This is a genomic window from Micromonospora sp. NPDC005174 (assembly GCF_040608495.1).
Taxonomy (GTDB): domain Bacteria; phylum Actinomycetota; class Actinomycetes; order Mycobacteriales; family Micromonosporaceae; genus Micromonospora.
Map to the genome: position 1 here is coordinate 1 of NZ_JBEXIJ010000051.1, position 11,909 is coordinate 11,909.

An 11,909-nucleotide genomic window follows, 5' to 3' on the forward strand; every position below is an offset into this window, starting at 1 on the left:
CTACGACATCACCGTCGAGCACCTCGCCGACTGGATCGCCACCCGCGGCTACGCCACCAGCTGACCCACAACACCACCGACAAGGGCCGGACCCCACCACAGGGGCCCGGCCCTTTCGGCGTGCCCGTGGTCATTCGTCGGAGAGGACGGACAGGATCTGCTCGCCGTACTTGGCGAGCTTGTTCTCGCCGACGCCGTTGACCCGGGACAGCTCGGCCAGCGAGGTGGGCTTGTCGCCCGCGATCTGCCGGAGCGTGGCGTCGTGGAAGATGACGTACGCGGGGACGCCCTGTTCCTTGGCGGTGGCCGCCCGCCACGCGCGCAGCCGCTCGAAGACGGACGCGGCGGCCGGGGTCAGCTCGGCCACGACGGTGGACGAGCCGCGCGGCTTCGACGAGCGGCTCGACGCCGGCTTCTCCGGTTCGCGGCGCATGGTGACGGTACGGCGGCGGCCGAGCACGTCGGCGCTCGCCTCGGTCAGGGCGAGGGTGCCGTAGTCGCCCTCGACGGCGAGCAGCCCTTCGGCGAGGAGTTGCCGGACGACGCCTCGCCACTCGGCCTCGCTCAACTCGGTGCCGATGCCGAAGACGGTCAGCGAGTCGTGGCCGTACTGGTTGATCTTGTCGGTCTGTTTGCCGAGCAGGATGTCGACGCAGTGCCCGGCGCCGAACCGCTGGTTGCGTTCGCGGTCGAGGCGGAAGACGGTCGAGAGCAGCTTCTGGGCGGCGACCGTGCCGTCCCAGGACTCCGGTGGGTTGAGGCAGGTGTCGCAGTTGCCGCACGCCGACGTGGAGGTCTCGCCGAAGTATTCGAGGAGCTGGACCCGGCGGCAGCGCACCGTCTCGCAGAGCGCGAGCATCGCGTCCAGGTGCGCGGCGAGGTTGCGTCGGTGCGCGAGGTCACCGTCGGACGTCTCGATCATCTTGCGCTGCTGGACCACGTCCTGGAGGCCGTACGCCAGCCAGGCGGTGGCCGGTAGTCCGTCGCGGCCGGCGCGGCCGGTCTCCTGGTAGTAGCCCTCGACGGACTTGGGCAGGTCGAGGTGGGCCACGAAGCGTACGTCGGGCTTGTCGATGCCCATGCCGAAGGCGATGGTCGCCACCATGACCAGCCCGTCCTCGCGCAGGAACCGTTGCTGGTTGGCGGCGCGGGTGACCGCGTCGAGGCCGGCGTGGTACGGCAGTGCGGCGATCCCGTTCGCGGTCAGGAACTCGGCGGTCTTGTCGACCGAGGCGCGGGACAGGCAGTAGACGATGCCCGCGTCACCGGGATGCTCGTCGCGCAGCAGCGCCAGCAACTGTTTACGGGGCTCCCGCTTGGGCACGATCCGGTACTGGATGTTGGGCCGGTCGAAGCTGGCCACGAAGTGCCGAGCGTCGTCGAGCCCCAGCCTGCTGGCGATCTCGCGGCGGGTGGCGCTCGTCGCGGTCGCGGTGAGCGCGATGCGGGGGACCTGCGGCCACCGCTCGTGCAGCATCGACAGCGCCAGGTAGTCGGGCCGGAAGTCGTGCCCCCACTGGGACACGCAGTGCGCCTCGTCGATCGCGAACAGGGAGATGCGCCCCCGGTCCAGCAGGGCGAGGGTGGACCGGACGCCGAGCGCCTCCGGCGCCAGGTAGAGCAGGTCCAGCTCGCCCGCGACGAAGGCGGCCTCGACCCGACGGCGGGCGTCCAGGGTCTGGGTGGAGTTGAGGAAACCGGCGCGTACGCCGACCGCGGTGAGCGCGTCCACCTGGTCCTGCATGAGCGCGATCAGCGGCGACACGACGACGGCGACGCCGTCGCGGACCAGGGCCGGGATCTGGTAGCAGAGCGACTTGCCGCCGCCGGTGGGCATCAGCACCAGCGCGTCGCCGCCGGCGACGACCTGGTCGATGACCTGCTGCTGGAAGCCGCGGAAGGCGTCGTAGCCGAACACCCGGCGCAGCACCGCCAGCGCGTCGTCGGTACGCAGGTCCGTCGGGGAAGCCATCCGCGGAGTCTACGAGCCGACCCCGACAGCACCACCCCCACGTCGGCCCGGCGCGTCCGCCGCACCGCGACGGTCACTGCCCCGGCAGGCCGTCTCCGTCGCCCCAGCAGAGCCCGCCGATGCCGGCCGCGCTGTGAAAGCCGGGGTGTCCGCTGACGTCCATGCAGATTTCGTTGTCGGGGCCGCTCCGGCCGCAGAACACCGGCTCGACGTGGTGCCAGGCGTCGGCCCGGGACAGCAGCGCGGCCTCGGCGGCCACCTCGGGGCGCAGGGTCGTCAACCCCTCCGTGTAGACGACGGCCTGGTCGCGGGCCTCCGTCAGGTCCGTCGCCAGGTAGGACAGATGCAGCGTCCAGCGCCGGCCCGCCGGCCGCTCGCGCTCCGCCGGACCCAGAGAGATGAGGTACGACGACAGTGTCTCCGGCGTTGCCAACGCGACCGCGATGGCGGCCCGGACCCGCTCGGACACGTCGGCCCGGTCGAGCAGAGCGGCCAGGTCGTCCTGGACGTCGCGGGGTCGCCGTGACTCCCGCTCCCCGCGAGACGATCGATTGTCCGTCACGATTCCCTGCCTCTCCGTAGCGGGTGCTCATCAAGAGACTGGACCAGTCGAGCAAGAAGTGCAACGTCATGATTTATTCGAACAGATGCTTGAATTGCGTTCGCTCTTCGGTAAGGATCGATCACTCAGAGTGGAGGTGGCGATGGCGCAGGTACCCAGTCCGACGATCAGAGCCCGCCGGCTGCGGCGCGAGTTGCGCCGCCTGCGGGACCGCACCGGGCACACCGCCGAGGAGGTCGCCAAGATCCTGGGCTGGCACCGGACGAAGGTCATCCGCTTCGAACTCGGGCACTCGCGGGTGATGCCCAAGGACATGCCCCCGCTGCTCGACCTCTACGACGCATCCGAGGGCGAGCGGGAGTCGCTGAACGCCTTGCTCCGGCAGTCCCGGCAGAAGGGGTGGTGGAGCGCGTACGGCGACGTGCTGCCGGACGACTTCGTCGGCTTCGAGGCCGAGGCGACGTCGATCAGCGCGTTCGAGTGTCTGTACGTTCCTGGCCTGTTGCAGACGGAGGAGTACGTCCGCGCCATCGTCAGAGCGGGCCGCAGCACCGCCGACCAGGACGAGACCGACCGGGTTGTGGCAGCCAGGCTCGCCCGCAAGGCTCTACTGTCGCGTGACCTGCCGCCATCGTTGTGGGCAGTGTTGGATGAGGCGGCGGTCCGACGGGTGGTCGGTGGCCCGAAGGTGATGCGTGCGCAGCTCACCCGCCTGACAGAAGCGTGCGCGATGCCCTCGGTAGAGATCCAGGTCCTGCCGTTCTCCGCCGGCGCGCACGCGGCGATGGCCGGAGCCTTCACCCTGCTGGACTACGCCGACCCGCTGCTCGACCCGGCGGTGGTGTATCTCAGCAACGACTCCAGCACCCTGTTGCTGGAGGAGGACCGGCAAGTGGCCCGATATAAGCTCATGTTCGACCACCTTCGGGCCAAGGCACTCGACCCTGACCGGTCAGCCGACCTTCTTGCGCGGATCGCTGCCGAGGTCCCGGACTGAGTCCGACACCTTGGAGCGCTGCCGATGACCCCCGCGGAGCTGGCACGGGTTTCCTGGAGCAAAAGTAGCCGTAGCGGCGCGAACGATTCGAACTGCGTCGAGGTGGCCGTACTTTCCGCTGGGCTGGCGGTGCGGGACTCGAAGGACCCGGGCGGGCCCGCACTCGTCTTCGGTCGGGACGCCTGGTCGTCGTTCGTGACCGGTCTGCGGCGCGGTCCGCGCGGCTGAACGTTCCGTCGCCGGATGCCGGCGCTACCGCGCCCTCGGCCCACCCACGGCGCGCGGCGGCGGGCGTGCCCGTGCCCACCCCGATCGGCGGGATAGAGTCGCTGATTGACCAATCGCGGCCGATGGCGGCCGCGGCGCCACGGCTTGGGGGTACGGGTGAGCGAGGCGCACACAGTCGGTGACGGGCAGCCGACGGCCGAGTCGGAGACCACTCTGGTGGTGGTCACCGGGGTGTCCGGTGGCGGTCGCAGCACCGTCGCCCGCGCGTTGGAGAACGTCGGCTACTACGTGGTGGACAACCTGCCGCAGGCGCTCATGCTCGACATGGCCGAGCTGGCGTTCAAGGCCGGCGGCGCGGCCCGGCGTACGGCGATGGTCCTGGACGTGCGCTCGCGGGCCTTCTCCACCGACCTGGCCGGCGCGATCCGGGAGCTGAAGGAGCGCGGCTTCTCGCCCCGGGTGGTGTTCGTCGACGCCGACGCCGAGGTCCTGATCCGCCGGTTCGAGAGCGTCCGGCGGTCGCACCCGTTGCAGGGGGACGGGCGGCTCGCCGACGGTATCGCCGTCGAGCGCGGGCTGCTGGAGGAGGCCCGTGACCAGGCCGACGTGATCATCGACACCAGTCACCTGAACGTCAACCAGCTCCGGCGGCGGATCGAGGAGCTGTTCGGCGGCGAGGACGCCCGGCGGCTGCGGGTGACCGTGCTGTCGTTCGGTTTCAAGTACGGCCTGCCGCCGGACGCCGACTTCGTGCTGGACGCCCGGTTCCTGCCCAACCCGTACTGGGTGCCGGAGCTGCGGGAGCACACCGGGCGGGAGGAGGCGGTGAGCGCGTACGTGCTGGGGCAGGAGGGCGCCGACGCCTTCGTCGCCTCGTACGCCGACCTGGTCAACGCCACCACCACCGGGTTCGAGCGGGAGGGCAAGCGGTACCTGACGGTGGCCGTTGGCTGCACCGGCGGCAAGCACCGCAGTGTGGCCATCGCCGAGGAGCTGGCCGGCCGGCTGCGCCAGGCGGGGCTGGCGGCCAACGCCCAGCACCGCGACCTGGGGCGGGAATGACGACGCGCCGGGTGGTGGCGTTCGGCGGCGGGCACGGCCTCTCCGCGTCGCTGCGCGCGCTGCGGCACTGCGCTGCGGAACTCGACCTGGACATCACGGCTGTGGTGACGGTCGGTGACGACGGCGGTTCCAGTGGCCGGCTGCGTGCCGAGCGGGGCGGCCTGCCCCCTGGTGACCTGCGGCAGGCCCTGGTCGCGCTGTCCGGTGACCATCCGGCCACCCGACGCAGCGCCGGTCTCTTCCAGCACCGCTTCGCGGCGGCGCAGGCTGTCCGCGTACTCGAAGATGCCGGGACCGACGCGGCCCCGGCGGCGGGGGACGCGGCCGGCGCGGACGCGGACCCGGCGTTCCGGGCCGACGGGCTGGCCGGGCACGCGGTGGGCAACCTGGTGCTCTGCGGCCTCATGGAGCTGCTCGGCGATCCGGTGGCGGCGCTCGAGCACGCCGGGGCGATGCTCGGCGCGGTCGGGCGGGTGCTGCCGATGTCGCGTCAGCCGGTCGACATCGAGGCGCGGGTGCGCGGGGTCCACCCGGACGCCCCGGACGAGGTGCGGACCGTGCGCGGCCAGCACCAGGTGGCGGTCACCACCGGGCGGGTCGAGTCGCTGCGGCTGACCCCGGCCGCCCCGGCCGCCTGCGCCGAGGCCCTGGCCGCGATCGGCGCGGCGGACTGGTTGATCTTCGGGCCGGGCAGTTGGTACACGAGCGTCCTGCCGCACCTGCTGGTGCCGCAGTTGGCTGACGCGATCGTGTCCAGCTCGGCCCGACGCCTGGTCACGCTCAACCTGGCCGCGGAGAAGGAGACCCTCGGCCTCTCGGTCGCCGATCATCTGGCGGCGCTGCACTGGTACCTGCCCGAGCTGAAGGTGGATCTCGTGCTGGCGGACGCCAAGGCGGTGGGTGACCCGGAACCGGTCGAACGTGCGGCAGAATCGCTGGGTGCCCGCCTGGTCCTCGCCCCCGTCGCCGTCACCGACGGCACTCCCCGCCATGATCCGGCTGCCCTGGGCGCCGCGCTGGTGCCTGTCCTGGGTGCCGATCGTTAGACACGTACGTAATCACCGGCGACACGCCGGAACAGGTCCGTGAGGGGACGCACAATGGCGATGACGGCTGCGGTCAAGGACGAGCTGAGTCGGGTCGACGTGCCCAAGCCCTGCTGTCGGCGGGCTGAGATGGCCGCGCTGCTGCGCTTCGCCGGAGGGCTGCACATCGTCTCCGGGCGCGTGGTGGTGGAGGCGGAGCTGGACACCGGGGCGGTGGCGCGCCGGCTGCGCCGGGAGATCGCCGAGGTCTACGGCTACCCCAGCGAGATCCACGTGCTGGCCTCCGGCGGGCTGCGCAAGGGCAGCCACTTCATCGTCCGGGTGGTCAAGGACGGCGAGGCGCTGGCCCGGCAGACCGGCCTGCTCGACGTGCGCGGCCGGCCGGTGCGGGGGCTGCCCCCGCACGTGGTGGCGGCGAACGTCTGCTGCGCGGTCTCCGCGTGGCGAGGCGCGTTCATGGCGCACGGCTCGCTCACCGAGCCCGGCCGCTCGAGCGCGTTGGAGATCACCTGCCCGGGGCCGGAGTCGGCGCTCGCGCTGGTCGGTGCTGCCCGCCGGATCGGCATCACGGCCAAGAACCGTGAGGTACGCGGGGTGGACCGGGTCGTGGTCAAGGACGGCGACGCGATCGCCGCGCTGCTCACCCGCATCGGCGCGCACTCCAGCGTGTTGGCGTGGGAGGAGCGTCGGGTACGCCGTGAGGTGCGGGCCACCGCCAACCGGCTGGCCAACTTCGACGACGCGAACCTGCGGCGCTCGGCGCGTGCCGCGGTGGCCGCCGCCGCCCGGGTCACCCGGGCGCTGGAGATCCTGGCCGAGGAGGCGCCCAACCACCTCACCGACGCGGGGAGGCTGCGCCTGGAGCACCGGCAGGCGTCGCTGGAGGAGTTGGGGGCGCTCGCCGACCCGCCGCTGACCAAGGACGCCATCGCCGGGCGGATCCGCCGTCTGCTGGCGCTGGCCGACAAGCGGGCCCGGGACCTCGGCATCCCGGATACCGAAGCAGCCGTCACGCCCGACATGCTCGTGGTCTGATAGGACGGTGGGGCCGTACGGTGCGCCGGGAGCACGACCCGGCGCAGCGGGGTCCCGCGCGCTCGGATAGGGTCGCTGAGTACGGCAAGGGGGCCGACACCGGCACTTCTCGTCGTGCCCACCGCCTCGGGCGGTCAGGTCCTCAGACCGCGCGGCGGGGTGGCCGAGATGAACAGTCGACGGCCGGTTCCAACGGTCGGCGCACACCATTCCCGCCGGCCCGTTGAGTCAAGCCGGCGGACCAGAACGCAAGGAGATGGGACCTGTGACCATCCGGGTTGGCATCAACGGCTTCGGCCGAATCGGCCGTAACTTCTTCCGGGCAGTGCTGGCGTCCGACGCCGACATCGAGGTCGTGGCGGTCAACGACCTGACCGACAACGGCACGCTCGCCCACCTGCTCAAGTACGACAGCATCCTCGGCCGCCTGCCGTACGAGGTCAAGGCCACCGCCGACGAGATCACCGTCGGTGGCAAGACCATCAAGGCGTTCGCCGAGAAGGACCCGGCGGCGCTGCCGTGGGGCGAGGTCGGCGCGGACGTCGTCATCGAGTCGACGGGCTTCTTCACCGACGGCACCAAGGCCAAGGCGCACATCGACGGCGGCGCCAAGAAGGTCATCATCTCCGCTCCGGCGAAGAACGAGGACGTCACCGTGGTCATGGGTGTCAACCACGACACCTACGACCCGGCGAAGCACACCATCATCTCCAACGCCTCGTGCACGACGAACTGCCTCGCGCCGATGGCGAAGGTCCTGCAGGACACGTTCGGCATCACCAAGGGTCTGATGACGACGATCCACGCGTACACCCAGGACCAGAACCTCCAGGACGCGCCGCACAAGGACCTGCGTCGCGCCCGGGCCGCCGCGCTGAACATCGTCCCGACCTCCACCGGCGCCGCGAAGGCCATCGGCCTGGTGCTGCCGGAGCTGAAGGGCAAGCTCGACGGGTACGCGCTGCGGGTGCCGATCCCGACGGGCTCGGCCACCGACCTCACCGTCGAGGTCGGCCGCGAGACCACCGTGGACGAGGTCAACGCCGCGCTGAAGGCCGCCGCGGAAGGCCCGCTCAAGGGCATCCTGGTCTACAACGAGGACCCGATCGTCTCCTCCGACATCGTCACCGACCCGGCGTCGTGCATCTTCGACGCGCCGCTGACCAAGGTCATCGGCAACCAGGTCAAGGTCGTCGGCTGGTACGACAACGAGTGGGGCTACTCCAACCGCCTCGTCGACCTGGTCAAGCTGGTCGGTTCGTCGCTGTGAGTGCGAGGAGTGAGCTTGCGAGCCCCGCAGTCACGAACGGAGGGCTAGCTCTGTGAGCATCCGGACCCTCGACGACCTGCTCGCCGAGGGGGTGTCGGGTCGGCGCGTGTTGGTGCGCGCCGACCTGAACGTCCCGCTCGACAAGCAGACCGGTGCCATCACGGACGATGGCCGGATCCGCGCGGTGCTGCCGACCCTCGGCGCGCTGGTCGAGGCCGGCGCGAAGGTGGTCGTCTGCTCGCACCTGGGCCGCCCGAAGGGCGCTCCGGACCCGCAGTTCAGCCTGAGCCCGGTCGCCGGCCGGCTCGGTGAGCTGCTGGGCGCGCCGGTGCACTTCGCCACCGACACGGTCGGCGACTCCGCCCGCTCGACCGTCGCCGACCTGGCCGACGGCCAGGTCGCCCTGCTGGAGAACCTGCGCTTCAACGCGGGTGAGACCAGCAAGGACGAGGCCGAGCGGGGCGCGTTCGCCGACCAGCTCGCCGCGTTCGGCGACGCGTACGTCGACGACGCGTTCGGCGCCGTGCACCGCAAGCACGCCAGCGTCTACGACGTGCCGGCGCGGCTGCCGCACGTCGCGGGCCGGCTGGTGCTGCGTGAGGTCGAGGTGCTCTCCAAGCTGACCAGTGAGCCCGAGCGGCCGTACGTGGTGGTGCTCGGCGGGTCCAAGGTCTCCGACAAGCTCGCCGTGATCGAGGCGTTGCTGCCGACTGTCGACCGGCTGCTCATCGGTGGCGGTATGTGCTTCACCTTCCTCAAGGCCCAGGGTCTGGAGGTGGGCACGTCGCTGCTGGAGAAGGACATGGTCGAGACCTGCCGCAACCTGCTGGAGCGGGCCGACGGCAAGATCCTGCTCCCGGTCGACGTGGTGGTCGCGGACGCGTTCGCGCCGGACGCCGCGCACGACACGGTCCGCGTCGACGGCATCCCCAGCCACCGGCTGGGCCTGGACATCGGTCCGGAGACGGTCGCCGGCTTCGCCGCCGCCCTGTCCCCGGCGAAGACGATCTTCTGGAACGGGCCGATGGGCGTGTTCGAGATGGCCGCCTTCGCGGCCGGCACCCGGGGCATCGCCGAGGCGATCACCAAGGCCGACGCGTTCAGCGTCGTCGGCGGCGGTGACAGCGCGGCGGCCGTGCGGGCGTTGGGCCTGGACGAGTCGAGCTTCGGTCACATCTCCACCGGTGGCGGCGCCTCCCTGGAGTACCTGGAGGGCAAGACCCTCCCCGGCATCGCGGCCCTGGAGAACTGAGCATGGCGAGCACGACCCGCCGGCCGTTGATGGCCGGCAACTGGAAGATGAACCTCAACCACCTCGAGGCCAACCTGCTCGTGCAGAAGCTGGCCGCGAGCCTCACCGAGAAGCAGCTCACCGAGGTCGAGACGGTGGTGCTGCCGCCGTTCACCGACCTGCGCACCGTGCAGACGGCGGTGGACGGCGACAAGCTGCTGATCGGCTACGGCGGGCAGGACCTGTCGCCGCACGCCTCCGGCGCGTACACCGGTGACATCTCCGGTCCGCTGCTGGCCAAGCTCGGCTGCACGTACGTGGTGGTCGGGCACTCCGAGCGGCGGGCCTACCACCACGAGGACGACTCGGTGGTCAACGCGAAGGTGAAGGCGGCGCTCACGCACGGCCTGACCCCCATCCTCTGCGTGGGGGAGGGGCTGGACGTACGCGAGCAGGGCACCCACGTGGCGCACTGCTCGGACCAGCTCGACGGTGGCCTCGCCGGGCTCACCCCCGAGCAGGTACGCCAGGTCGTCATCGCGTACGAGCCGGTCTGGGCGATCGGCACCGGCAAGACGGCGACGCCCGAGGACGCCCAGGAGGTCTGCGGGGCGGTCCGCCAGCGGTTGGCGGAGCGCTTCGACTCCGAGACCGCCGACGCGGTACGGGTCCTCTACGGCGGCTCGGTCAAGGCGTCGAACGTCGCCTCGATCATGGCCCAGCCGGACGTCGACGGCGGCCTGGTGGGCGGCGCGAGCCTGGACGCGGAGGAATTCGCGCAGATCTGCCGGTTCCCCGAGCACATCGCTCGCTGATCGCTCGCTATCCTGGACACCGCCCGTCCACCGGCCGGTGCCGGAGTGCCCGACCTGTCCGGGCGAGGATCGCTACGAGAGGACTGCCCCCAGCCATGCCGATCTGGTTCGCATACACGTTGATCGTGTTGCTGGTCATCACGAGCGTTCTGCTCACCCTGCTCATCCTGCTGCACCGCGGTAAGGGCGGCGGGTTGTCCAGCATGTTCGGCGGTGGCGTCAGCTCCAGCCTCGCCGGCTCCTCGGTGGCCGAGAAGAACCTGGATCGTTACACCGTTCTGGTGGGTGTCGTCTGGTTCGCGGCGATCGTCGGGCTGGGGCTCTGGCTCCGTCTCCAGATGAACAGCGGCACCTGAGCAGGCCCGCCAAGTCGTACAATCTGCGCGCGGTCCGTCACTCGACGGGCCGCGCGCAGTCTTTTCTCCGCTGCACCGCGTCGCCCGCCGCCCATCCCCGAAAGCGGCGGGTCCCCTCCGACGACAGGAGCGAGCAGCCGTGCCCAGTGGCAACGTCATCCGTGGCGCCCGGGTCGGGTCCGCGCCCATGCGCCCGGACGAGCGGCACCAACCCGCACCCCGACAGGCCGTCACCTACTGGTGCCGCAACGACCACCAGACCGACATCAGGATCGCGGCCGACGCCACGGCGCCGCCGCTGTGGGACTGCCCCCGCTGCGGGCTCCCCGCCGGTCTGGACGCCGAGAATCCGCCCGGGCGGGTCCGCGCCGAGCCGTACAAGAGTCACCTGGCGTACGTGAAGGAGAGGCGCACCGCCGAGGAGGGGGAGGCGCTACTGGCCGAGGCCCTCGCCGCGCTGCGCCGCCGACGCGGCGAAAGCTAGGGGGAGGACCCCGTCCAGGGGCCCTCCCGTCGTTCGTTCAGCGCAGGCTGCGGAAGCGGGCGGGCACGTCGGCGGCGGCCGCGCGGTCCAGCAGCCAGCGGGTGCGGTCGACGCCGTGCACGCCGGCGGCCGGCACCTGCACGTGGCCGGCGCCGGCCAGCGCCATGCCCACCGCGCGTGCCTTGTCGGTGCCGGCGGCCACGAGCCAGGCCTCCTCGGCGGTGTTGATCGCCGCCAGGGTGAGGGTGGTCCGCACCGGTGGCGGCTTCGGGCTGCCCCGCACCGCGCTGACCGGCCGCGTGTCGTGGTGCACGGGGTGCTCCGGGAAGACCGAGGCGACGTGCCCGTCCTCGCCGACGCCGAGCATCAGCACGTCGAAGTGCGGCAGCGTGGCGTGCCCCGGCCGGGCGGCGCGAGCCAGCTCCTCGGCGTACGCGGCGGCGGCCGCCTCGGGGTCGTTGCCGGCCGGGCCGTCGGAGGCCGGCATGGGATGCACCCGGGCCGGGTCCAGCGGCACCGAGTCCAGCAGGGCGGCCCGTGCCTGGGTCTCGTTGCGCTCCGGGTCGCCGGCGGGCAGGAACCGTTCGTCGCCCCACCACACGTCGACCCGGGACCAGTCGACCGCGTCGCGGGCCGGCAACTGCGCGACGGCCCGGTAGACGGCGGCGGCGACGCGACCACCGGTGAGCACCACCGCGGCCTCACCCCGGTCGGCCTGGGCGTCGAGGATCTTCACCAGCAGTCGGGCCGCCACGGCCTGCGCAAGCAGATCGGCGTCGGCGTGGACGGCGACACTCGCCTCACTCATGGGTTGTGCCTTCGTTTCCGGACCGCTGGGCGGTCGCTGTCGC

The 11,909-nt window shown here is 71.7% G+C and carries 13 protein-coding genes; 10 read left to right on the forward strand and 3 right to left on the reverse strand.

What is annotated here, in order from left to right; all coding sequences use genetic code 11:
* Positions 1 to 130 precede the first annotated feature (130 nt).
* Entirely contained in the window at positions 131 to 1,972 is a 1,842-nt protein-coding gene (gene recQ, locus ABZU91_RS31505; RefSeq protein WP_355248545.1) for a DNA helicase RecQ, read from the reverse strand.
* A gap of 73 nt (positions 1,973 to 2,045) precedes the next feature.
* Positions 2,046 to 2,534, reverse strand: a complete 489-nt coding sequence (locus ABZU91_RS31510; RefSeq protein ID WP_355248548.1) for a hypothetical protein — start codon at positions 2,532 to 2,534, stop codon at positions 2,046 to 2,048.
* Between the two features lie 142 nt (positions 2,535 to 2,676).
* Here ABZU91_RS31510 and ABZU91_RS31515 point away from each other — a divergent pair, with 142 nt between their 5' ends.
* The 10 genes from ABZU91_RS31515 (at position 2,677) to ABZU91_RS31560 (ending at position 11,058) form a co-directional block, all read left to right on the forward strand.
* Positions 2,677 to 3,531 (forward strand): DUF5753 domain-containing protein, encoded by an 855-nt coding sequence (locus tag ABZU91_RS31515; RefSeq protein ID WP_355248551.1) that lies wholly within the window; start codon positions 2,677 to 2,679, stop codon positions 3,529 to 3,531.
* A 24-nt stretch (positions 3,532 to 3,555) separates the two neighbouring features.
* Complete coding sequence (locus ABZU91_RS31520; protein ID WP_355248554.1) at positions 3,556 to 3,759, forward strand: DUF397 domain-containing protein; 204 nt, start codon at positions 3,556 to 3,558, stop codon at positions 3,757 to 3,759.
* A 156-nt stretch (positions 3,760 to 3,915) separates the two neighbouring features.
* Positions 3,916 to 4,821 carry an RNase adapter RapZ gene (gene rapZ / locus ABZU91_RS31525; RefSeq protein ID WP_355248557.1) on the forward strand — a complete coding sequence of 302 codons (906 nt, stop codon included), beginning with the start codon at positions 3,916 to 3,918 and terminating at the stop codon, positions 4,819 to 4,821.
* Positions 4,818 to 5,867 carry a 2-phospho-L-lactate transferase CofD family protein gene (locus ABZU91_RS31530; protein ID WP_355248559.1) on the forward strand — a complete coding sequence of 350 codons (1,050 nt, stop codon included), beginning with the start codon at positions 4,818 to 4,820 and terminating at the stop codon, positions 5,865 to 5,867. The genes rapZ and ABZU91_RS31530 overlap by 4 nt, the downstream gene beginning before the upstream one ends.
* A 54-nt stretch (positions 5,868 to 5,921) precedes the next feature.
* The gene (gene whiA, locus ABZU91_RS31535; protein WP_030491583.1) at positions 5,922 to 6,902 is read left to right on the forward strand and encodes a DNA-binding protein WhiA; all 981 of its coding nucleotides are present in this window, start codon (positions 5,922 to 5,924) and stop codon (positions 6,900 to 6,902) included.
* Between the two features lie 265 nt (positions 6,903 to 7,167).
* Positions 7,168 to 8,172 carry a type I glyceraldehyde-3-phosphate dehydrogenase gene (gap, locus tag ABZU91_RS31540; RefSeq protein ID WP_355248562.1) on the forward strand — a complete coding sequence of 335 codons (1,005 nt, stop codon included), beginning with the start codon at positions 7,168 to 7,170 and terminating at the stop codon, positions 8,170 to 8,172.
* A 52-nt stretch (positions 8,173 to 8,224) separates the two neighbouring features.
* On the forward strand, positions 8,225 to 9,424 hold the full coding sequence (locus ABZU91_RS31545; protein ID WP_355248565.1) for a phosphoglycerate kinase: 1,200 nt from the start codon (positions 8,225 to 8,227) through the stop codon (positions 9,422 to 9,424).
* A gap of 2 nt (positions 9,425 to 9,426) precedes the next feature.
* Entirely contained in the window at positions 9,427 to 10,218 is a 792-nt protein-coding gene (tpiA, locus tag ABZU91_RS31550; RefSeq protein ID WP_355248568.1) for a triose-phosphate isomerase, read from the forward strand.
* A gap of 95 nt (positions 10,219 to 10,313) precedes the next feature.
* On the forward strand, positions 10,314 to 10,574 hold the full coding sequence (gene secG / locus ABZU91_RS31555) for a preprotein translocase subunit SecG (RefSeq protein ID WP_355049593.1): 261 nt from the start codon (positions 10,314 to 10,316) through the stop codon (positions 10,572 to 10,574).
* 139 nt (positions 10,575 to 10,713) lie between these two features.
* A complete protein-coding gene (locus ABZU91_RS31560) occupies positions 10,714 to 11,058 on the forward strand; it encodes an RNA polymerase-binding protein RbpA (RefSeq protein ID WP_355248571.1) in 345 nt (114 codons plus the stop codon).
* Positions 11,059 to 11,095: 37 nt separating this feature from the next.
* Here ABZU91_RS31560 and pgl read toward each other — a convergent pair whose 3' ends face one another.
* Complete coding sequence (gene pgl / locus ABZU91_RS31565) at positions 11,096 to 11,866, reverse strand: 6-phosphogluconolactonase (RefSeq protein WP_355248574.1); 771 nt, start codon at positions 11,864 to 11,866, stop codon at positions 11,096 to 11,098.
* Positions 11,867 to 11,909: the final 43 nt, after the last annotated feature.